The organism is Photobacterium sp. GB-36 (genome assembly GCF_003026135.1).
Taxonomy (GTDB): Bacteria; Pseudomonadota; Gammaproteobacteria; order Enterobacterales; family Vibrionaceae; genus Photobacterium.
On the sequence record NZ_PYNY01000006.1, the window covers coordinates 1 to 22,487 of the forward strand.

Annotated in this window: 16 protein-coding genes, 4 tRNA genes and 2 pseudogenes; 18 read left to right on the forward strand and 4 right to left on the reverse strand. The window is 37.9% G+C overall.

Annotated elements, in window-relative coordinates; genetic code table 11:
- Both C9J46_RS07410 and C9J46_RS07415 read right to left on the reverse strand, forming a co-directional pair.
- Positions 1-342: pseudogene (locus C9J46_RS07410) on the reverse strand (hypothetical protein); the annotation flags it as partial.
- Positions 343-423: 81 nt separating this feature from the next.
- A complete protein-coding gene (locus C9J46_RS07415) occupies positions 424-1,746 on the reverse strand; it encodes an amino acid permease (RefSeq protein WP_158259276.1) in 1,323 nt (440 codons plus the stop codon).
- A 350-nt stretch (positions 1,747-2,096) separates the two neighbouring features.
- Between C9J46_RS07415 and C9J46_RS07420 the strand changes: the two genes are divergently transcribed.
- The 16 genes and pseudogenes from C9J46_RS07420 (at position 2,097) to C9J46_RS07505 (ending at position 18,139) form a co-directional block, all read left to right on the forward strand.
- Positions 2,097-3,956 carry an MFS transporter gene (locus C9J46_RS07420; RefSeq protein ID WP_107207085.1) on the forward strand — a complete coding sequence of 620 codons (1,860 nt, stop codon included), beginning with the start codon at positions 2,097-2,099 and terminating at the stop codon, positions 3,954-3,956.
- 342 nt (positions 3,957-4,298) lie between these two features.
- Positions 4,299-4,820, forward strand: a complete 522-nt coding sequence (sodC, locus tag C9J46_RS07425; RefSeq protein ID WP_107207118.1) for a superoxide dismutase family protein — start codon at positions 4,299-4,301, stop codon at positions 4,818-4,820.
- Positions 4,821-5,065: 245 nt separating this feature from the next.
- Positions 5,066-6,160, forward strand: a complete 1,095-nt coding sequence (locus tag C9J46_RS07430) for a NapC/NirT family cytochrome c (protein WP_107259930.1) — start codon at positions 5,066-5,068, stop codon at positions 6,158-6,160.
- Positions 6,161-6,180: 20 nt separating this feature from the next.
- Positions 6,181-8,628 carry a molybdopterin guanine dinucleotide-containing S/N-oxide reductase gene (locus C9J46_RS07435; protein WP_107247601.1) on the forward strand — a complete coding sequence of 816 codons (2,448 nt, stop codon included), beginning with the start codon at positions 6,181-6,183 and terminating at the stop codon, positions 8,626-8,628.
- 224 nt (positions 8,629-8,852) lie between these two features.
- A complete protein-coding gene (locus tag C9J46_RS07440) occupies positions 8,853-9,092 on the forward strand; it encodes a hypothetical protein (protein WP_107207082.1) in 240 nt (79 codons plus the stop codon).
- Between the two features lie 432 nt (positions 9,093-9,524).
- Complete coding sequence (locus C9J46_RS07445) at positions 9,525-12,506, forward strand: HD domain-containing phosphohydrolase (protein ID WP_233217716.1); 2,982 nt, start codon at positions 9,525-9,527, stop codon at positions 12,504-12,506.
- Positions 12,507-13,058: 552 nt separating this feature from the next.
- A complete protein-coding gene (locus C9J46_RS07450) occupies positions 13,059-14,426 on the forward strand; it encodes an MFS transporter (protein ID WP_233217717.1) in 1,368 nt (455 codons plus the stop codon).
- Positions 14,427-14,730: 304 nt separating this feature from the next.
- On the forward strand, positions 14,731-15,006 hold the full coding sequence (locus C9J46_RS07455) for a KUP/HAK/KT family potassium transporter (protein ID WP_233217718.1): 276 nt from the start codon (positions 14,731-14,733) through the stop codon (positions 15,004-15,006).
- A 10-nt stretch (positions 15,007-15,016) separates the two neighbouring features.
- Positions 15,017-15,343: pseudogene (locus C9J46_RS07460) on the forward strand (winged helix-turn-helix domain-containing protein); the annotation flags it as partial.
- Between the two features lie 424 nt (positions 15,344-15,767).
- Positions 15,768-15,959 carry a Sec-independent protein translocase subunit TatA gene (locus C9J46_RS07470; protein WP_107207079.1) on the forward strand — a complete coding sequence of 64 codons (192 nt, stop codon included), beginning with the start codon at positions 15,768-15,770 and terminating at the stop codon, positions 15,957-15,959.
- 121 nt (positions 15,960-16,080) lie between these two features.
- The gene (locus tag C9J46_RS07475) at positions 16,081-16,314 is read left to right on the forward strand and encodes a hypothetical protein (RefSeq protein WP_107259928.1); all 234 of its coding nucleotides are present in this window, start codon (positions 16,081-16,083) and stop codon (positions 16,312-16,314) included.
- Positions 16,315-16,481: 167 nt separating this feature from the next.
- Positions 16,482-16,572 (forward strand) — tRNA-Ser (locus C9J46_RS07480).
- Positions 16,573-16,617: 45 nt separating this feature from the next.
- Positions 16,618-16,693 (forward strand) — tRNA-Thr (locus tag C9J46_RS07485).
- Positions 16,694-16,700: 7 nt separating this feature from the next.
- Positions 16,701-16,785 (forward strand) — tRNA-Tyr (locus C9J46_RS07490).
- Between the two features lie 7 nt (positions 16,786-16,792).
- Positions 16,793-16,868 (forward strand) — tRNA-Asn (locus C9J46_RS07495).
- A gap of 632 nt (positions 16,869-17,500) precedes the next feature.
- Positions 17,501-18,139: a MarC family protein gene (locus C9J46_RS07505; RefSeq protein ID WP_107207076.1), complete on the forward strand. Its 639-nt coding sequence runs from the start codon at positions 17,501-17,503 to the stop codon at positions 18,137-18,139.
- 284 nt (positions 18,140-18,423) lie between these two features.
- Here C9J46_RS07505 and C9J46_RS07510 read toward each other — a convergent pair whose 3' ends face one another.
- Both C9J46_RS07510 and C9J46_RS07515 read right to left on the reverse strand, forming a co-directional pair.
- Positions 18,424-19,068, reverse strand: coding sequence for a murein L,D-transpeptidase catalytic domain family protein (locus tag C9J46_RS07510; RefSeq protein ID WP_107207075.1), 645 nt, complete (start codon positions 19,066-19,068; stop codon positions 18,424-18,426).
- A 228-nt stretch (positions 19,069-19,296) separates the two neighbouring features.
- Complete coding sequence (locus tag C9J46_RS07515; protein ID WP_107207074.1) at positions 19,297-19,911, reverse strand: murein L,D-transpeptidase catalytic domain family protein; 615 nt, start codon at positions 19,909-19,911, stop codon at positions 19,297-19,299.
- A 293-nt stretch (positions 19,912-20,204) separates the two neighbouring features.
- On the opposite strand from C9J46_RS07515, the gene fabV reads away from it, so the two are divergent.
- Positions 20,205-21,434, forward strand: a complete 1,230-nt coding sequence (gene fabV, locus C9J46_RS07520) for an enoyl-ACP reductase FabV (protein WP_107290713.1) — start codon at positions 20,205-20,207, stop codon at positions 21,432-21,434.
- 41 nt (positions 21,435-21,475) lie between these two features.
- Positions 21,476-22,402: an alpha/beta hydrolase gene (locus C9J46_RS07525; protein ID WP_107290714.1), complete on the forward strand. Its 927-nt coding sequence runs from the start codon at positions 21,476-21,478 to the stop codon at positions 22,400-22,402.
- Positions 22,403-22,487 lie beyond the last annotated feature (85 nt).

Below are 22,487 nucleotides of genomic sequence, written 5' to 3' on the forward strand. Positions count from 1 at the left end.
ATCTTTATAAGTACTTAATATTTTATAAGAGTTATCATTACGAAACTTATGGCTAAGTAATTCTTCGTCAATGGTTGTGGATAATAAGTGATATATTTTTGTTAGCGCAATGTATAGTTGCTGGTTATCAATATGCCTTAAAGATTGTTGCTCAATTTCATCTATTAAATCTATAGCAAAATTTATAGGTATATAATTTTCACCTACTTTCTTGATCAAGATTTGAAACTTACACACTAACTCTTTTTCTTCTGAGTATTCTTTTTTTAGGGGAATTTTCAATTGACAAAAAATATCTTCTATTTCAGTAAGTGTTTTAGAAGGAATGTTTATCATCAACATAACGTTTACCTGTCGTACTATGTGAAAGTGATAGCTGTATTCAATATAATTGTTTGCTTGAATACAGCTATTTTTATTTCATTAAATAAATGCTAAGAGTGGAGAAATACAAAGTAAAATACCTGTAATGATAATCAAGTTTGTTGATAATCCTTTGTACTTGTGGAGGTGAGGAACTTTATATACAAGATAAGCAGGAATTAGACACCCTACAATACCAAAGATAGGCGAACAAATTGAAGTAAAAGATAAAATCGGTAAGTTTAACGCAACGGCTCCCCATGCGATTAAAATAGTAAACAAGATCGTTAATTTACTTACTAATTGTTTGTTTATATTTTCTCGCTTATATTTTCGTTCCAGAACATTCATTGCCATACCACTGCACGCTTCTTTGAATGCGAGGAAAACACCAAAGAAAGAGGTCACAACAGCAAAAATATTAATGATGACACCTACAGCTGTTGCCCAACTACCAGGGAAAAAGTGTGCGATCATGGCTAACGCAGAGATGTTTTCTTGTTTTGCATGCATTGCTTCATCTTGGCTAATTGCAAAAGTAAACGAAAGAGCAAAGAAAAAAACAGAAACGAAGAGTACGGTAAATGCAACTTTCATTGCTCTCAAAGCCTTATAACGCGCGACTTCGATGGATTTTGCATGCGAACGATAGGAGATAACCATTGGGCTCAATGATTGGATAAATAGAATAGAGGTTAATGTAAAAGGCAGTGTAATGATGGCATTTTTGATTAATGGTTGCCAATTTCCAATTTTAGGCACATTAGCAAAGTCCCATTCAGGGATCATTAATATCCCCATTATTGCAACTAAACTAATGACTGTAACCGCCATTACACCAGATATTTTAAAAAGAATTTTTTCACTTTTTGAACCAATGAAACATAACAAGCAAATAAGCCCTAAACCATAAAATATATTATGATTTAAATGATGTTCTGTTATTCCAAAAGAGTGTAAATATGAAGCACTGTCATTAGTCACTGATAATGCATAAACTAATACCCAAATAACAAGCATAAGGAAATAGAGTGCACCAAGACATATTCCCCAGTTTTTTCCTAAATATCCAGAAATAACACCTGGGTAATCTGTACATTCTTTTGATTCAGCTAGTGTATTAATAAATAACTTTTGAAATAAATACATTGCAGGGTAACCAATCACAGATGATAGTAAAAATACCCACAGCCCCATGACGCCTACTTGTACTGGAAGAAATACAATTCCTGCGCCAATTGCCATTCCAATACTCATTACAATCCATCCAATATCTACATTATCGAATTTTATTGCTTCCTTCCATTCCTCTTTTGTCATGTTTGCTTTTTGGTGTAATGGAGTATTTATATCATTGGGTAGGGGAAAAGTATTAACTATCATTGCAATATCCTGTTATTAATTTTATGGATTATTCCCCGATATTATTAATGTTTTTTAAATTATATTTTTTGCTTATTGGTTAGGGTGTAAGTCATATCACATAAAAAACTCGGCCATATATGACAAATGTGATTAACATATTAAAAACATAAAAAATAACATTTCATATATAAAATGTTATTTTTATATTATAACTTTATATACTTTTAGAAGTGAGACTAAATTCAAAGCAACTAAAATTAATCTATGTAATAAGATCCTCTATTCATATTTCAAACAATCAATTGCACAGTGTTCGATTGTGTTGTATGGTAAATAAAAATAAAATTATGCAATGACACGAGGTGTGTATGAGTCAATTATCTTTATTAAAAAAGCAATCCTTCCTGCCGTACTTTATTACGCAGGCACTGGGTGCTTTCAATGATAATCTATTCAAAAATTTTCTATTACTCGTGATTGTATTTTCATCACTGTACAACCAAGCTGAAAGTGCCATGCTGGTGAATCTTGCCGCTGGTTTGTTTATTTTTCCTTTCTTTATTTTTTCACCGTTAGGTGGGCAGTTAGCGGATAAATATGAAAAATCACGGTTAATTCAGACGCTAAAATTGATCGAAGTAGGCGTAATGGCATTAGGTGCATGGGCGATACAAATGCAATCGATCCCTTTGCTCTTGGGTCTATTATTTTTGATGGGGGCCCAGTCTGCTTTTTTCGGACCGGTAAAGTTTGCATTGATGCCGCAACACTTAAAACAAAAAGAGTTACTTGCTGGTAATGCATTAGTTGAGATGGGGACGTTTCTTGCGATCCTTGGTGGGACCTTATGTGCTGGCTTTATTTTTCATACTGAAGACCGCGCATTTACAGCCTCTGTTTGCGTTGTTGTACTATCTCTTCTTGGCTTTGTCAGTAGTCTTTTTATTCCAAAAGCATTGCCGAATAACGCTGAATTAGCGATTAATTGGAACCCTATTAAACAGGTTGTAAAAACAATCCGTATTACTAAACAAAACCGCACCGTCTTTTTATCAATTTTAGCCATTAGTTGGTTCTGGTTTGTGGGAGCGACCTATTTAACTCAACTTCCACACTTTGCGAAAACATTTATTAGTGATGATCCTCAATATGTCACAATGCTACTGACTATTTTTTCAGTTGGCATTGCGCTAGGAGCGATTGTTTGTGAGAAGTTATCTGGCGATAAAATTGAATTAGGTATTCTCCCGCTTGGGGCTTTAGGCATGAGTGTGTTTGGCTTTGATCTGTATTTTTCAAGCCAAACTATCATCACCTCAAATTCAATGACTGTGGTTGATTTTACGCTTAACAATTATCGTTTACTGCTTGATTTAATGTTACTTAGTGCTTCAGGAAGTATCTTTGTTGTGCCGTTAAATGCGTTAATTCAGCAACGAAGCGAAAAAGAACACCGTGCTCAAGTGATTGCTGGTAATAATGTTCTTAATGCATTGTTTATGGTTGGCAGTGCGTTATTCTCAATTGTGATGTTAACAGTCGTTCATTTATCAGTTCTCGAGCTGTTTCTTTCTATCGCGTTACTTAATGTGATTGTATCTATTTACGTATTTAGTCAAGTTCAAGAATTTTTAATACGCTTTATCGTGTGGATTATTTCCCGCGTTCTCTATCGAGTGAAATCAACGGGGCTTGATAATATTCCTGAAACGGGACCTGCTGTTTTAGTGTGTAATCATGTTAGCTTTGTTGATGCAATCTTAGTGGGTGCAGCCAGTCGTCGACCTGTTCGTTTTGTCATGGATAAAAATATCGCGAATTTACCTGTGATGAAGTATTTCTTTAAATGGGCGAAAACGATCCCTATTTGTTCACCAAAAGTATCAACTGAAATTTATCAACAAGCTTTTGATCAAATTGATAAAGAGCTTTCATCTGGCGAAATTATTTGTATCTTTCCCGAGGGGAAAATTACACGTACAGGTGAAATAAATGAGTTTAAACGTGGTATTGAACATATAGTAAAACGTAATCCTGTCCCTGTTATTCCGATGGGATTAAAAGGGGTATGGGGTTCTATCTTTAGTCGTAGCGGACGATTTACGATTATGCGCGCGATAAAACGTTTTCGCTCTGAGCTTGAAGTTGTTGCTTCTACACCGATACCGGCAGAACAAATATCAGCTGAAAAATTAGAAAAAGTGGTTTATCAATTAGTGAATAATTAGTATTCGCCAAGCTGGAGTATCTCAGTTTAAGCATTTGTGAGTGAGGACTGGTATTTGAGCTAGCTGAGCGAACGAGGAAAAAACGCTTCTTATCTTCAATGACGTTAGGAGAGTTACGCGCGGTATGAACAATATCTGTGTCCGTAATCTGCCAACGAATCGGTTGTTTAAGATAGCCGTGTTGATGTAATCGTAAGAGTAAAAAGTACGTACACTGCATTTAATCTCCTTATGGAATTTTTCAAGCGTAGTCTATAACTAGAATTGTAAATATAATTTATAACTTTTTGTTATAGGTATGTTTGATGTTTTTAGGAAATAAAAAACAAGAGGGACAAAATGATGAATAAGACAAAAACTTTACTCTTCACCGCTCTCGCTTTGGGGGTATCTCACCAAGTGTTAGCACAAGATCTCACGGTTAAAATGACTGATCTACAAACAGGTAAACCTGTTGGTACGATTGAACTAAGCCAAAATAAATATGGGGTAGTATTTACACCTGAACTGGCAGATTTAACACCAGGAATGCATGGTTTCCATATTCATCAAAATGGTAGCTGTGCTTCATCAGAAAAAGACGGCAAAGTTATTTTAGGTGGTGCAGCAGGTGGGCATTACGATCCGGAGCACACGAATAAACACGGTTTTCCATGGACTGATGATAATCATAAAGGTGATCTGCCAGCACTGTTTGTGAGTGCAAATGGTTTAGCAACTAACCCTGTTTTAGCGCCACGTTTAACGTTGAAAGAACTAAAAGGTCACGCAATTATGATCCATGCGGGTAGCGATAATTACTCTGATACGCCAAAAGCATTAGGTGGCGGCGGTGCACGTGTTGCCTGTGGTGTGATCCAATAAAATAGTGAAAACCAACAGCAAGGTTGTCGCTGTTGGTTTTATTTTAATCAGATTAAGTTTTTTATAGACAGCCAGTCAATTGTAAAATATGTAAAAATGTGAAATTAATGGTGATTTTGAAATATTCCCTTCATAACCTTTAATAAAATGTGGTCTTAATCAAATTTAAAAATCTCACAATAGCGTAATTTCTCGCTCGCATTCGGTCTTTGAGTGTCTATTGCTTATATGGATATGCGAGTATCATGAAACTAAATAAAACAACCCTTGCCGTAATTGTGGCATCTAGCATCGGTATTGGCTGGCTGACGCTAGGGGGAACACAAGTCATCCTTGATAAAACATCTAGCACTGAGTTCTGCCTTTCTTGTCATTCAATGGAAACCCCATACAAAGAGTATTTAGGCTCTGTGCACTTCAGTAACGCGAAAGGCATCCGAGCTGAGTGTTCTGATTGCCATATTCCACAAGAACCAATGGAATATTTATGGACTAAGATCCGCGCGACCAAAGATGTTTATCATGAGTTTGTGACCGGTAAGATTGATACTGACGAGAAGTATGAGCAGCACCGTGCAGCCATGGCGGAAACGGTATGGGAACAGATGCGCGGTAATGATTCTGCGACTTGCCGTAGCTGTCATGATGAAGATGCAATGGAAACTTATGATCAGTCGGAAGATGCACAGAAAATGCACTTGTATGCGGCGGAAAATGATCAAACCTGTATCGATTGTCACAAAGGCGTTGCACACCTTCCACCTGAAGCCAAAATGGATTCAACCGCGCTTGATCACCTGTTAGATGAAGCGCAGACAACCCCAGCAGATGCAAAAGTGGTGTATCCAGTACAAACCATTGCGATGGGGGATTTAGGTTCTATTAACCCAGCGACACCACTGAAAAACCTTAAAGATGAAAATGGTAAGCGCCAAGTTGAGCTCTCGGGCTACCAAATGCAAGGTGCCGAGCAAGTGCTGTACATGGGCGAAGGTCAACGTGCCATTATTGCGACCTTAACCAAAGACGGTGAATCAGCATTAAAAACGGGTGAATTTAAAACCGATGATTATGGTAATCAATGGCGTCCAGTATCGCTTGTGGCGACGATTGAAGCGCCAGTGCTTAATAGCCAACAACCGCTTTGGGATTACGCAGAGCAGCTCGATAACGTGTTCTGTTCAACCTGTCACGCTAAGATCCCTGCAAACCACTTTACCGTAAACGCATGGCCTTCAATAGCGAAAGGCATGGGCGATCGCACGTCTATTTCAGCAGAAGATCTTGAAATATTAACGAAGTTCTTCCAGTACAACGCCAAAGATGTGGTAGGTCACTAAGCATGAATAAGGAAATTACCATGATGTCATTATCACGCCGCCATTTTTTAAAAGGCGCGACGGCTTCGATTGGGGCATTGACGATTGCTAAAGCGATGCCTGTTTGTGCAACGACCACCGAACCACAAGGAAAAGCGGTGTTATCGGCAGCTCACTGGGGCGCAATGCTGATTGAAGTGCAAGATGGCAAGATTGTGTCATCGAAAGGCGCATTGCCAGCAACAGTTGAAAACAGCTTACAAACCACAGCGAAAGATTATGTTCACACCAAAGCTCGTGTGAAATACCCAATGGTACGTAAAGGCTATTTAGACAATCCAACAGCGCCACAAGGTAAACGTGGCAGTGATGAGTTTGTACGTGTGAGCTGGGATCAAGCATTAGATTTGATTCACGCCCAACATATGCGAATTCGCCAAACTTATGGCCCTGAATCCGTCTTTGCTGGGGCTTACGGTTGGCGTTCAAGTGGTGTATTACATAAAGCCCAAACGCTATTGCAACGTTATATGAGTATGGCTGGCGGTTACTCAGGCCATATGGGGGATTACTCAACAGGTGCTGCACAGGTGATCATGCCGCACGTGGTGGGCTCGATTGAAGTGTATGAGCAGCAAACGACTTATCCTGTGGTGTTAGAAACCAGTGATGTGGTGGTGTTATGGGGTTTGAATCCGCTTAATACCTTAAAGATCGCGTGGAGTGCGACTGATGGTGCGGGGCTTGAGTTTTTCCACCAACTGAAAAAATCAAACAAGACCATTATTGCGATTGATCCTATGCGTTCTGAAACCATTGAGTTCTTCGGTGATCGCGCTGAGTGGATTGCACCGCACCCAAGTACTGATGTGGCTATGATGTTAGGTATCGCTTATGCATTGGTTGATAGCGGTCAGTACGATAAAGCTTTCTTAGATAAATACACCGCAGGATATGACAAGTTTGAAGATTACCTCTTAGGTAAGTCAGATGGTATTGCTAAAACACCGCAATGGGCATCTGATATTTGTGGTGTACCAGCAAAACAGTTAACGATTTTGGCCGATATCTTTAGTAAAAATCGCACTATGCTAATGGCTGGGTGGGGGATTCAGCGTCAGCAATACGGTGAACAACGTCATTGGATGTTGGTGACGTTAGCGGCAATGTTGGGGCAAATTGGTTTACCGGGTGGGGGATTTGGTTTCTCTTACCACTATTCTAATGGTGGTAACCCAACGCGTGATGCTGGTGTATTACCTGCTATATCTGCAGCCATTGATGGTGCCTCTTCTGCGGGGAACGACTGGGCAGTATCAGGGGCTATTAACAGTTTCCCTGTTGCACGTATTGTGGAAGCGTTAGAAAATCCGGGACAAACTTATCAGCATAATGGTCATGAAAAAGTGTTCCCTGAGATCAAAATGATCTGGTGGGCTGGTGGTGCCAACTTTACTCACCACCAAGATACTAACCGTTTAATTGATGCGTGGCAGAAGCCTGAATTAATTGTTATTTCAGAACCGTATTGGACGGCTGCAGCAAAACATGCCGATATTGTTTTGCCTATCACCACCTCGTTTGAGCGTAATGATTTAACCATGACGGGGGATTACAGCAATCAACATCTCGTGCCAATGAAACAAGTGGTTGAGCCACAATTTGAATCACGCAATGATTTTGATGTGTTTGCTGATATGGCTGAGCGTTTAAAAGCGGGCGGTCGCGGTGTGTATAGCGAAAATAAAACAGAGATGGAATGGCTAAATGGCTTCTACAAAGAAGCACAAGCCATTGGTCGTCAAAACCGTGTTGCAATGCCAAATTTCACGTATTTCTGGAAACAAAACCAACTGCTTGAAATGAAGTACAACGCGCAAAACGCCAAGTTTGTTCGTTATCAAGCTTTCCGTGAAAATCCCATTATGAATCCACTCGGTACGCCAAGTGGTAAAATTGAGATCTTCTCGAAAACCATTGAAGGTTATAACTATCCCGATTGTCCCCCTCATCCAACATGGCTTGCGCCAACGGAGTGGGTAGGTAATGCGAAAGATGGCGAATTACAGTTAATGACCTCTCATGCTGCGCACCGTCTTCATAGCCAATTAAATTATGCAGAACTTCGTAAAGAATACGCGATTGCTGATCGTGAACCGATCTCAATTCATCCTGAAGATGCAAAACAGCGAGGGATAAAGCAGGGAGACTTAGTGCGTGCTTACAATCACCGTGGTCAAGTACTAGTAGGCGCTTACATTACAGATGGCATTAAGCAAGGCTCAGTCTGTATTCATGAAGGGGCATGGCCTGATTTAGATCCTATAACTGGGATTTGTAAAAATGGTGGCTGCAACGTATTGACGGGAGATATTCCGACTTCACGCTTAGCCAACGGCTGTGCAGGTAACTCTTCTGTTGTGAAGATTGAAAAATACACTGGACCAGTATTGCCACTGACAGCGTTTGATGAGCCCGCGATAGCGTAATAAGCGTTTAAGGCCATAAATATATATAAGCCGTAACTATTATTTACGGCTTTTTTATTTGTTAAAGTTTTTGATGATCGGCCGATATAGTTTAGGTATTCGGTTAATAAAGATCGTTATTTGAACTTATTTGATATAGATCTTGAAATTATCGAAAAAATGTAACTAAATTTAAATTTCAACTATAATCGAAGAAAAGCACTAGGTGTATAGGGATACTGGTTATGTTTAATTTATGGAAAAAGCAACAAATTGATAAGCCTGTATTAGGTACCGCATCTATCGCTAAGCAACGCTTACTTGGTGAACTGCGTACTAATCGCATTCCGTACAATGTTCAAATGATGAAAGATGAGCTATCGAGACTACTATCTCAATGGGCTGATATAAAAGATAATAAAATTGAGATTGTGAAAACAGCTGAGTCGAAATCATTATTGAAGATAAGATGCCGTTGTTCGTAATTTGAGAAACGTTAAATATACCTCTTTTTTGCTTAAGTCTTTACTTAAGCAGAATTTTCACATTATTCGTATTAAGTATTTTTGCTTTTAGCTGTCCTATCTCTTGTACTTCTTATTTTTACAAATATCTTTACTATTTTTTGCCATTCCTAACGATTTTTACATATATTTGTTATCTTCTTCTTAAATATGCCGAATAATTGTTATTGATATATTTAGTTGTTTGTATGATTTATGTAACCGCAAGAAAACGTATGGGATAGTGTAGGTATGCAGGGATGGACGTTTTTCAAAAATAGAACAATAAGCATTAAATCAATTGTTATTTTTCTTTTTATACTAGTTGCACTTATTACTTCATCGATCGCGATTGGTTTACAATATTACCATAGTAAGCAAATGGCGCGAGATCAGGCAAAGGTTAAGTATCAAATGTTAGCCGAGTCTGTCTCTGATGCTGTAACAGATGTTAGTGATGATGCCATAGCAACGGTAAAGTACCTCTCACACTTAGGCACTATTCTTGATTCGCCATCTAAAGATGTTATTCGTCGTATTTTCACTAATGTTTTAAAAGACAACCCAAGTTTTTATAGTGCCTTTATTGGAACGGATAAAAACTATGCCTATATCATTATTAATTTAGATTCTATGTCTGAAGTAAGACGCAAAAATAATGCATTAAAGCAAGATCGCTGGCTGATTATAGAACGAAGTGCTGATTCAAATGGTATGACACAATATGATTCTTTTTATGATGCCAATTTTAATTTACGAAAAAAAATAAAACGTAAAAATGTTTTTTCACCAACATTACGCTCTTGGTATATAAATGCGACACGTGGTTCAGTTTTCCGTACTGAGCCTTATTTATTTTTACCTGAAGAGGTTACAGGCATAACTTACTCAACAGAAGTGCCTACTGATAAAGGCAAGGTTGTTGTTGGTATCGATTTTACACTGTCGCATTTTAATAAATTATTACAAGAAAATAGTGTTAGCGATGTTAGTCATAATTTCCTTTATTTACCATCAGGAGAGTTAGTAGCAAGTAGTGAGCCTTCTTTTAGACAACAGCCATTACCCAAATCTAAACCTTTAGTACTAACGCCAGAAGAGCAAAAATTAATTAAAAATACCCCTATATTGCGCGTATCAAATAAAGAAAACTGGGCACCAATAGATTTTACTATATCGGGGCGTCCTGCCGGATTGATCCCTGATTTACTTTATATGGTGGGTCAATCTACAGGACTTGAGTTTGATTTTTTTAACGGTGCGGGATCACTAGGATTACAACAGGCATATTCCAGTGGAGGGTTAGATATTCTTACGTCTGTACCTGATATTCCAAGTAATCAGGGATTAGGTATTTTTAGTAAACCTTTATTTAAATCTCCCTTTGCCATAGCGGTTTCAGATAGTAAGCATTACGAAAAGTTACAAGATCTAAATGGCAAACGCTTAGCATTATTAAGCAACTGGCCAATTATCTCAGTGATCAAAGAAAAATACCCTTTAATTGATATTGTGACGTACTCACATGTTGATCAAGCTTTAAGAGCAGTAAAAAAGGGAGAGGTTGATGCTTTCATTGATTTAGAAGCTGTACTTAGCTATGTTTCTGAACAATTTATGATTAATGATCTGACTTATCATACATTAAATATTGAAAACAGCTTTCCGTTATCATTGGTTCTGGCTCCTGAAAAAAAGCCACTTTTAGATATTATTAATCGCGCGATTGAATCATTGACGCCTCAGCAGCAACATTATTTACAGCAGAGATGGTTAAATTCTGATGTGGAAGTGAATCGCACGGGTGTCGTACCTTATGTAGAATTAATCGACTTTGCGGCTGATGAGTCTTACCAGAACCAACTGATAGAAAAGAATAGTAATGACGATGACTATTTTTATTATGTACGCGATGTAAGACGTGGTGGACATGATCAAATATTTTTTGCTTCGATGGTACCTAAAGCATCGGTTTATGCTGCCAGTGAAGAAAGAATTCGTACATCTATTTATACATCAGCACTATTATTACTAGTGTTACTTCCGCTAGCAGGATTTTGCGCAAAACCCATAGTTAAGCCAATTTTACTGCTTCGTAAAGAAAATAAAAAAGTGAAGCTGCGACATTATAGTGATGTCGCTGTGATCCCGACTCGAATCAAAGAATTTCATGATCTTTCGATGTCAATTTACACTACCGCTGAATCTCTTCAAGAGCATGAAAAACGTCAAGATGAATTTGTCGAATCGTTTATTCAGTTAATTGCTCAAGCAATCGATGATAAATCCCCTTATACCGCAGGGCACTGTAATCGCGTGCCTGAAATTGCGTTGATGTTTGCCCGTGAAGTGGAAAAATCAAACCAAGGTCAATTCGCCGATTTCCGTTTTAAAAATGCAGCAGAACGTCGAGAGTTTAAAATTGCAGCGTGGCTACATGACTGCGGTAAGATCACAACGCCTGAGCATATTGTTGATAAAGGAACGAAATTAGAAGCAAACTATAATCGTATTCATGAAATTAGAATGCGTTTTGAAGTGTTATGGCGTGATGCGGAACTTAAGTATTTACAACATATTATTGATAATCCGCATGAACAAGAAATAGCATTGGCGACATTAAAACAGACGCAAACACAGTTACAGGATGACTATAAATTTGTGGCTAACGCCAATGTTGGAGGGGAGTTTATGAGTGATGAGCATATTGCTCGTATACATGAAATCGCCAATAAAACATGGTTACGCCACTTTGATGATCACTTGGGTTTATCGCCATTAGAAGAATTGAGTGTATCAGCAAAATCGGAAACGTTACCTGTTGAAGAACATTTGTTGGTCGATAAGCGAGAACACTGTATCAAGCGTATTAATGAGCTAAATTTTGATCCAGCGTTTGGAATAAAAATGCAGGTACCTGAGCTTCAATACAACCTGGGCGAGATTTATAACCTAACGATTAAACGTGGTACGTTAACAGCAGAAGATCGCTTTAAGATCAATGAACATATGATCAGTACAATTAAGATGTTAGAAAGTCTACCGTTCCCTGATGATCTCGCGCGTGTACCGCGTTACGCCTCAACCCACCATGAAACAATGAAAGGCACAGGATACCCTCGTAAGCTATCTGCAAAAGATCTCAGTACTCCTGAACGTATTTTAGTGATATCTGATATTTTTGAAGCACTAACAGCGGCAGATCGCCCATATAAGAAGGCAAAACCGTTAAGTGTTGCGATAGATATTTTGCACAAAATGGCATTAGATGAGCATATTGATATGGATCTATTTAAATTGTTTTTATCAAGTGGCGTTTATATGCAATATGCTGAAAAGTTTTTACCTTCTAAGCAAATTGATGAAGTTGATATTGATAAGTATCTTTCTAGTTAGTCATTTTATGTAACATTTTTTTGATGGTTTTTTGATGGTTTTTTGAATATTAGCCCACATTTTTAATGTGGGCTTTGTTTTTGATATTTATTCTCATTAAACAGAGGTGTCTATTTTTTGGCTGATGTAACGCTATTTAATAACAGATAGAGTGTCATAATTTAAAAGTTAGATTTTATATTTGATACATAACGGCAACTTTAAAATAAAAAACAGTGTGGACTTAGTGTTATTAATAATCTTAATAACTTTAACTGTATGATTACTATATCAATACTGGTCATTTTTCTTATTTAACTGAAATATATCGATATATTCATTTTTATATTGTGATTTCATCCATTAAGTCAAGAGAAAAATATATCTTATATTTTTACTCTCGTCTGTGTTTATATACGCGCACCTTTAATACTTATATTGGTCGTAAGACTATAAGCATTGCTGATTTTTAACATGAATCAAAATCTAGATATTCAATGTCAAAAAACTATTCAAAACTATATTGATGACACATCAATATGGGGAAAAGGGTCAAACCGCTTTTGCCTGTCAATGACAAAGGTACAGTGGCGAATTTGGTTATTGGCGACATTTGGAAAGTTTTTCGAAGGAATGATCGTGTTTATGATGGGGCTAACTTTGCCCTTGATCACGCTGCAATTTCATTTAACAGAATTTCAAAAAGGTACCCTGAGCTCTTCAATACTGTTCGGCATATTAATTGGTGCAAGTGCGTTAGGGGGGTTATCTGATCTCTACGGACGAAAGAAAATGTTTATCATTGAGATGGCATTACTTTCTGTTTGTTTAGTCGGTATGGCATGTAGCCAATCTTACTTTACTATCTTACTGTTTAACTTTGGTATCGGATTAGCATTAGGGTGTGATTACCCGACCGCGCATTTAATGATCTCGGAAAGTATTCCGACTAAAAATCGCGGTAAGTTGGTACTTGGTGCTTTTGCTTTTCAGTCGATTGGTGTTTTGGTAGGGATCCTCACAGGCATTATCGTACTGACTTATGCTGAAGATATTAATGCATGGCGCTTAATGTACATATTGGCATTGGTTCCGTCATTGGCAATAACGGTTGCACGTTTCTTTATTCCTGAAAGTGCACACTGGCTACTGTCGAAAAAACGTGAGAAAGAGGCTGAAAAATCACTGAAACAATTATTAAATCGTGATCCTCAATCTGATATGACATTGACGGTTGTGCCATGCCCTGAAGGTGAAGAGCACCATTCATGGTTAGGCGGTTACAAGAAATTATTTAAGCAAAAGTACCGTGCAAAAACGATTTTGGCTTCTGCTCCTTGGTTTATCCAAGATTTAGGCACATATGGTATTGGTATTTTTACTCCTGTTATTTTAGCGTCGGTGCTTGACCCACATGTCGTTGTTACGGGAGATGTGCTTCATAGTACGATAGCAAGCATTGTATATTCAGCGAAAGGTACGGCATTGATTGACTCCTTGCTTATTATTGGGGTGATCTGCGCAATTATTTATTCTGAATCGATTGGTCGTATGAAGTTGCAAATTTATGGCTTTATTGGCTGTGCGGTCGGTTTGGCTTTAGCTGCTGTGTCGATAAAGCTAAGTAATGATTATCAAATATACCTGCTGTTTTTAGGCTTTATGTTGTTCAATTTTATGAATAATCTTGGCCCTAATGCGCAGACTTATTTAATTTCAGGCGAAGTATTTCCGGTTAAAATTCGTGCTAAAGGCGCTGGTTTTGCTGCATCGATTGCAAAGTTGGGTGCGATTTTAGCTGCGTTCTTATTCCCTATCTTAATGCATGAAATAGGGGTGTTTAATTTATTACTTTGTCTTGTTGCTACATCACTATTTGGTGCATGGGTAACATATAAATATAGATTTGAAACATCAGGAAAAAATATCGAAAATATTTAGATTGATTACTAAAACTGGATAATCATTAAAAATAGATATTGAAAAAGAGCGTAAGAATATTTATTACGCTCTTTTTTTTATTTACGAATACTGTATTTTTAGCTTTAAATATAAACAAAGTTTATGTTTTCTTTATATTTTTCTTCGTAAATATTCCCCTTTATTTCCCTTCGCCTTGTTAACCTGTGTGCCTCTATTTCGTCATAAGGTACAGTGTTTCCCCAATATGGGATGTACATGATAGTCAACGATACAAAAGTAAAAACAGTCTTTATGGGGACTGACGTGCCTATCTATTGGGGCTGTGTATGGTGATATTGGTACCAGTTCACTGTATACCTTTAAAGGTATGTTTGAAGGTGAACACTCAATAGCCATTAACCAAGCAAATGTTTTTCTTTCATTAGTCTTTTGGACCTTAGTGATAACGGTATGTATAAAATGTTTAGCGTTAGTCACACGCGCTTCGAATAAAGGTGAAGGTGGTGTTTTAACATTAACCTCTCTAGCGCATAACGTAGCGCCACCGCATTTTAAAAAAGGTTTTAGGTCTGTTGGCGGCTGGTTTCTTTTTTGGTGAAGTCTTATTACTCCGGCGATGTCAATACCGTTTTGGTGATGTATTACTTGATATGGCAATGCAAACAGTAATGTATAACGGTGAGAGTATTAAGCTCACGCCTAAAGAATATAAAATACTAATATTACTGGCAAAAAATATGGGTAAGGTTTTGACTCATAAGCAAATATTAAAAGAAGTATGGGGCGGTAATTATACTGAACATGCCCATTATGTTCGTATTCATATCGCTCAACTGCGTCATAAAATAGAAAAATCACCGGCTCAGCCTCAATATATCATCACTGAAAATGGGGTGGGGTATCGCTTGATCAATGGAGAGATAGTTGATAATTAAATGGGGTCGATTTTGCTGAATATCGTTCTTTATAAAAACTTTATATGACGTAATGTATTTATTACATAAACCTTAGATCAAACTTTATACCATGGGATAAAGCGTTGAAGATAAGGTGGATATATGTTTTTTTATATTGAAATGACAGCAGCAGTGGTCTTTTTTATAGCTATACTAACTCGTACTTGTTTTTTAAAATCAACGTGGCAGCAACTGACGACTGTTGCGCTACAAGTTATTTCTGTGTGGTGTCTGATCCATCTATTTTTAACCCATGTTTATCCTGAATTTTTGTTTGCGAAAAATGTGATTAGTGTGTGCTTTTCTATGGTATTTATCCTTTCAGGGTTAAAAGAACACTATGAATCAGATGCTTACCTAATCACCAACCCGACACCACGACGAAATAATAGGAACCAACATCATGGGTGAAATCAGTATTGGCAAACTACTTATTGTTGCTGTTATTTTCGTATTGTTATTTGGTACAAAAAAATTGAAAAACTTAGGCAGAGATTTAGGTTATGCATTAAAAGGTTTTCAAAATGCGGTTAAAGATGAGCCCGCTAAAGAGAAAACTGCTGATAAAAACGTGGTTGATGAAACGACTCGTTAGTATTTTTACGATGTAAGTGCATAGTGTCAATTGCTTGAAAAACTCAATATTATTTTGTCTCTCTGTTTAAATTTTATTAATTCGTTATGGTAACAGCAGAATTTTTGAATCGGTATTTATCATGAAACGTGGATTGATAATTGATAATAATCTTACAGTGAATAAAGCAGCGATCTTGCGTGTTGAATTTGATAGTTCATTTATTATGTTGTTTTTCGCAGATCAAACGGTCATTAATATTTGTCTAAAGCAAGATGAGTTACATTTTTCATCAGACCAAGCTTATTACCTCGTAGAAGCTGAGTTTGAGCGTGTTCAAACTGAGATTCAGGCGTATTTAAATAGTGACTTATAGAAAATAGCGATGAGTTTTTGTATGCGTTTTAAACAGCAAATTGCACTAATTCTTATGAGCTGATGTGTAATTCTTCGCGCTATCGTTTGAATGTGTAAAAGTTACGCATACGGTTTATGAGGCACTTTACAATGTAAAATGTGATCGCTATCATACGCCGCACTTACGGAGAGATGGCTGAGTGGTTGAAAGCACCGGTCTTGAAAACCGGCATACGTTTATAGCGTATCTAGGGTTCAAATCCCTATCTCTCCGCCATATTTCATTGTTTAGCTGGATAGCTTGGCAATAACGAATTAATGTGCCGACTTAGCTCAGTAGGTAGAGCAACTGACTTGTAATCAGTAGGTCACCAGTTCGACTCCGGTAGTCGGCACCATTATTTCGGTGGGGTTCCCGAGTGGCCAAAGGGAGCAGATTGTAAATCTGCCGGCACTGCCTTCGAAGGTTCGAATCCTTCCCCCACCACCATTATAATTCCTCCTTAGTTCAGTCGGTAGAACGGCGGACTGTTAATCCGTATGTCGCTGGTTCAAGTCCAGCAGGAGGAGCCAAATAAAAAAGCCCGCAATTGGTTGCGGGCTTTTTTATTTCTGCAATTTTAAACAAATCTATAAAAAATAAGATTATGCAATCACTCCAATTCCTGGGAGCAATTTTGCTGGGGGAATTGTACGGTTGGTTCTTCCTGAACAAATCCTTTCAACAACCTACTGAAGCTGTGCCATCCATAGATATGTGGCTACCATCCCTATATCAGCCTACTGAGGTTGTCCCCTCCATGGGGAATTCCGTTGTCTTCAACCGTATAAAGATAATATCAATTGCGAGTGATATTGCAGCAGAATGAAAGCAAAATTTTGAGAGCGCACAATATCTTTATCACGCTTTTATATGCAATGAGTTGTTTTTGTCTTATTTCTATTTCATTTCACATCTAAAAATATTAAATGTGATTTAAATCATGTAGTTATATTTATGTTGCAATCTGTTCTATCGGTAATTAGTTGTGTTTTTAATGATGAGTTTTAAGCATTATTGTTGGTAATGTGAGCGAAAATACCTCAAAGGTTGAGAAATTGTTTGTTTTTGTTGCTGTGTTGTTTTTGCTATTTTATTTTTATTAAATATGATTCATTCAGGAATGTGTTGTTTTAATTATAAATCTTATAGAGAGAGAGGTTGCATGCACGACTTAATAACAGTCGCTATTACTGTATTCATGGGCTTTTTCGCGATGATGAATCCCTTTGCGAATACGGCAGTATTTGTGGGAATGACAGGTGGAATGCCAGCAAAACAAACAAGAGCAATTGCCGTTAAGGCTCTGGTTACGGCTTTTTGTATTATCACAACGTTCTGTTTTTTAGGAAAAGGGATCTTTAGTGTATTTGGTATTACGCTACCTGCATTACGTTTAGCGGGGGGAGTTTTAGTCTTTCTTGTTGGTTATCACATGCTGCAAGGTAATACATCAAGTATGCATGAAACAAAGGAAGAAGAAACATCTGGTAGTGGGGCTGATATTGCGATTTCTCCATTGGCTCTACCGTTACTTGCAGGCCCTGGTACGATTGCGACAGCGATGAACTACTCTGCAGCAGGGGGGATGTTTCATATTCTTGTGACGGTTTCTGCCTTTGCTTTACTGTGTGTTATCACGTTTTTTTGCTTTATTTATGGCCCTAAACTGATAGAAAAAATTGGTCAAAGTGGGATCAGTATTATTACGCGCTTAATGGGATTAATTTTAGCCGTGATTGGTATGCAGATGGGGATCCAAGGGGTTCACGATGCAATCGTGTTATTCTCTAGCGCTAAGTAAGATTCAGTTATATTTATAAACGAATGTGATGATTTATTAGACTAAGCCCATACATCGATTTTATATGTATGGGCTTAGTTTTATTAGACGAGGTATTGACCTTCCCTTTACTGGAACCTTTATGCTTATGACTCTTATTATTTTATGAATAGACAATGTATGAGCTGTTGTAACAAAGCCCCTAAAGGTGGCGCTTCTTTAGGTTTATTACTGAAATTTATTGGCGTTATTTTTTTATTGTTACTGGTGGTTGCGTGTTTCAGTCACTAGCATGATAGAACCGTTTATTTATTGTGTCTGTTGTTATGGGCGTGAGCATAAATAGAGCCCCCTTCTTTAAGTAGGTCTACGATTTCTGGCGTGATCTCTCGTGATATCGCCGGACATCCCCAACTGCGGCCTAGCATCCCAATAGCATGAATAACATTTGGCTCAGCGTAGCTTGCACCGTGTAATACAATTGCACGTTTTCGCGCATTTGAATTACTAGGGCTCATGCCATCTAATCGTAAAGAAATACCGTATTTACCATAATAAGCTTCACCAACACGGTAAGTACCTAAGCTGGTTTGCCTACTGTTCACCGTGTTGGAAAATTGGGTAGCATACAGTTTGCCGCTGTTTATACCGTGAGTGACAAAAGTTCGATGGAGTAGGGCTCTTTTCTCGATATCTATGATTAAAAATCTTTTAGAGTCAGAAGGTTGAGAGTAATCAATAATCGACATTATAGGTTTGTTGGCAACCCGTAAATGCTCACGATAAGCATTGAGAAATATATCAAACTCAACGTAATTTTGGAGCTGAGCATGGTCGTAAACCTTCCAAGCGTGTGTTGCTCTCATTGCGTTAGCGTAAGGACTACTAAAAAGTAAAGATGCGATAATGAGATATTTGAGTTTTAGACGGAAAAAAAGTGAAAACATCATAACCCCCTCCCATATTGAACGTGCTTATTAGATCGGTGATGGTATATAGAAGAGATGTATGAATATTCTGTGCCAATTATCTAAAAGACAATACATTGTTTACACGACTCAGCGTGGGCTTGGTTGCAGTATGTGATGGTCGAAAAGAAGAGATATCTCAGAAGTGAATAAAGAAAACTCGTGCTAAAACGAGCTTTCTAAATGGCATTTTGCAAACAATAAAGCGAATTATGATCGCGCATGAGCGTAAATTGAACCGCCTTCCTTTAACAAGTTGACGACTTTTTTGGTTAACTTCATTGGAATGGCTGGACACCCCCAGCTACGTCCAAGCATACCTAATTTTTTAATGGTACTTGGCTCTGCGTATTTTGCCCCATGCAGCACAATCGCACGTTTTCTTGCATTAGAATTTGATGGACTCATCCCATCAAGACGTAAAGAAAGTCCATACTTACCATGATAGGCCTCAGCAACACGATAGGTGCCTAAGCTGGTTTGTTTACTGTCAACAATATTAGAGAATTGTGTAGCATAAAGATTGCCGCTATTGATGCCGTGTGAAACAAAAGTACGGTAAAGCAGTTTTTTCTTATCGGTATCAATAATAAAAAATCGGCGGTTATTCGATGGCTGGCTGTAATCAATAATCGACATAATCGGTTTATCTGCAACACGAATATGTTCTTTATAAGCCGTCATAAAAATATTGAAGTCTAAGTGCTTCTTAAGTTTTGTTTCTTCATAAATAACTTTGGCTTGCTGTTGTAATGAGATCTTTGCATATCCGCTAGAACTAAAACTTAACAGTAAAACTATAAAAACACTCGTCCATACCTTCATCATTGCTTCCTGCAAAAATTTAAAGTGCGACCGTCAGTTTGATATTTGATCGGATTTTAAATAAAGCTATGGCTATTGATTTTTGGCTCAATAAGACAAAAAAATACTTTGGTTAATATTTTTTGATGCAAATATGAATCATTTTTAATGGTGAAATCTATAAAATGTTTAAATTTTGACTTATCGGTGATGTAAATATGACGTTATCAGTTAATCATCAGGTTTTATTATTGGCATGTATGGCATGCTGATCAGTAAACGATGATGTATTAATCGATAAGAGGAATGGTTCAATGGTGATTCAACCTGAAATTCAAGGTGTTGTGGCACGAACAGCACACCCTTATGGTTGCCAGCAAGCAGTACAACAGCAGATTGATTATGTACAGTCTGTTGCGCCGATCACACAAGGTCCTCTCCGAGTATTAATTTTAGGTGCGTCATCTGGATTTGGGCTGGCATCACGTATTGCGTTGACCTTTGGTGGTGCGCAAGCGGAAACCTTGGGTGTCTCTTATGAACGAGGTCCAAGTGATAAGGGAATAGGCTCTGCGGGTTGGTATAACAATATTTTCTTTAAGCAAGCGGCTGAGCAGCAAGGCTATACTGCCAAAAATATTGTGGGTGATGCATTTTCAGATGAAGTGCGTCAACACGTAGCGCAAACAATACGTGATGAGTTTGGCGGACATGTTGATTTAGTAATTTATAGCCTAGCAACTGGTATTCGTCCCGATCCTGAAACGGGTAAGGTATGGCGTTCATGTTTAAAAACCGTGGGTGAAAATTTTTCTGGTTATAGTGTTGATTTAGAAAAAGATAAATTAGTCCCTGCGGAACTAACTGCTGCTAGTGACGAGGAAATTTTCGCTACAACAAAAGTGATGGGCGGTGAAGATTGGCAACAATGGATAAACTTTTTGTTATCTGAAAACCTGTTAGCCCCAAAAGCTAAAACTTTGGCTTACTCATATATCGGTCCTGAGTCGACATACCCTATTTATCATCATGGGACGCTTGGTATTGCCAAGCAGCATTTACATCAAACCGCGCACGCAATTAATCAACAATTAGCTCAGATGATCAATGGTCAAGCTAACGTAGTGGTGTGCAAAGCATTAGTGACAAAAGCCAGTGTCTTTATACCGACATTTTCGCCCTATATATTGGTGTTATTTAAAGTGATGAAGCAAATAGGAAATCATGAAGGGTGTATTGAACAAATGCAGCGTCTTTTTGCTCAAAAAATTTATTCATCGGCTGATACTGAAACAAAACAGCGTAATGATTTAGACGAGCAATCAGATCAGGCTCTGATCAGAATGGACGATTGGGAACTAAAACCTGAAGTACAGTTACAAGTAAACAAATTAATGGCAGAAATGAACGCTGACAACTTTAGACAGGTTGGCGACTATGCTGGATACAAGTCAGCTTTTTTAGCCCTTAATGGCTTTGGTTTATCATCTGTTGATTATACTCAGCCTGTTGATATTGAAGAGTTATCAAAATTAACGCCCTAATTATTTTAGGGTAACGGTCAATGCCTATATAAAGGATAGATATGCGCCAATTAACGACTTTATTAGAACAATGGCTTAATAGCTTTAATAAAGTGATGGATGAAACCATTGCCAGTGGTATTCCGTTTACCGTACCAACGGTGAGAGAAGGTCTTGCTGCCATTACTCGTGAGCTAGTCACCGAGATTCCCGATATTGCGTTAATTGAGAACTTAACGATTAAAGATAAAGTGCCTATTCGCATTTATCATCCTCAACCAGAGACGGCACTCCCCGTATTAGTTTTTTTTCATGGTGGTGGGCATATGTCGGGTAGTGTCGAGGTTTACGATCCTATTTGTCGGAAATTAGCACAACATAGTCAGTTTATTGTTGTATCGGTTGAATATCCTCTTGCTCCCGAACACCCTTATCCTGCCGCGATTGATGATGGTTATTTGGTTTTACAATCGCTGTTTCAAACTTTGATCCGTGCTGAGTTAAATTTTGTACCGCAACTTTCTATTGCTGGAGATTCAGCGGGTGGTGCTATTTGTGCCACGTTAGCACGAATGGCACAATTTGATGATGAGGTTGAAATTACCAAGCAAGTACTCATTTACCCAAGCCTTGATTACACATTAAGTTTTCCATCTGTTAATCAAAACGGTATGGGGTATTTGCTACAACAGTCTAGTATTGAATGGTATTTCTCGAATTACTTTCAGCATAATGAAGATAGACGTAAAGCATCACCTGTGTGGGGACCCTATAGTATGGCGCTGCCTGAAAGCTTAGTGATCACGGCTGAGTTTTGCCCACTAAAAGATGAAGGTATCGCGTATGTCGAAGCGTTAAAAAAGCAAGGTGTAGAAGCAGAGCATATCCATTTTGACCAAATGATCCATGCCTTCTTAAATATGGAAAACATAGTAAAAAGAGAGTGTGAGCAGGCTTATACATCTATAGGAGTCTTTCTTAATAAATAATTATGAATACATCTGAAAAAGAAAAGCCGTAATACTGAATTACGGCTTGATACTCGAGATGATTGTATTGCTTGCGTTATTCAAA

Bases quoted from the DNA above. Each gene is read 5' to 3' on its own strand.
- C9J46_RS07505 (WP_107207076.1), top strand. From the start codon at position 17,501: ATGCACGACTTAATAACAGTCGCTATTACTGTATTCATGGGCTTTTTC.
- C9J46_RS07515 (WP_107207074.1), bottom strand. From the start codon at position 19,911: ATGAAGGTATGGACGAGTGTTTTTATAGTTTTACTGTTAAGTTTTAGT.
- C9J46_RS07525 (WP_107290714.1), top strand. From the start codon at position 21,476: ATGCGCCAATTAACGACTTTATTAGAACAATGGCTTAATAGCTTTAAT.
- C9J46_RS07415 (WP_158259276.1), bottom strand. From the start codon at position 1,746: ATGATAGTTAATACTTTTCCCCTACCCAATGATATAAATACTCCATTA.
- C9J46_RS07430 (WP_107259930.1), top strand. From the start codon at position 5,066: ATGAAACTAAATAAAACAACCCTTGCCGTAATTGTGGCATCTAGCATC.
- C9J46_RS07445 (WP_233217716.1), top strand. From the start codon at position 9,525: ATGTTAGCCGAGTCTGTCTCTGATGCTGTAACAGATGTTAGTGATGAT.
- C9J46_RS07470 (WP_107207079.1), top strand. From the start codon at position 15,768: ATGGGTGAAATCAGTATTGGCAAACTACTTATTGTTGCTGTTATTTTC.
- fabV (WP_107290713.1), top strand. From the start codon at position 20,205: ATGGTGATTCAACCTGAAATTCAAGGTGTTGTGGCACGAACAGCACAC.
- C9J46_RS07475 (WP_107259928.1), top strand. From the start codon at position 16,081: ATGAAACGTGGATTGATAATTGATAATAATCTTACAGTGAATAAAGCA.
- C9J46_RS07440 (WP_107207082.1), top strand. From the start codon at position 8,853: ATGTTTAATTTATGGAAAAAGCAACAAATTGATAAGCCTGTATTAGGT.
- C9J46_RS07435 (WP_107247601.1), top strand. From the start codon at position 6,181: ATGATGTCATTATCACGCCGCCATTTTTTAAAAGGCGCGACGGCTTCG.
- C9J46_RS07450 (WP_233217717.1), top strand. From the start codon at position 13,059: ATGACAAAGGTACAGTGGCGAATTTGGTTATTGGCGACATTTGGAAAG.
- C9J46_RS07420 (WP_107207085.1), top strand. From the start codon at position 2,097: ATGAGTCAATTATCTTTATTAAAAAAGCAATCCTTCCTGCCGTACTTT.
- sodC (WP_107207118.1), top strand. From the start codon at position 4,299: ATGAATAAGACAAAAACTTTACTCTTCACCGCTCTCGCTTTGGGGGTA.
- C9J46_RS07510 (WP_107207075.1), bottom strand. From the start codon at position 19,068: ATGATGTTTTCACTTTTTTTCCGTCTAAAACTCAAATATCTCATTATC.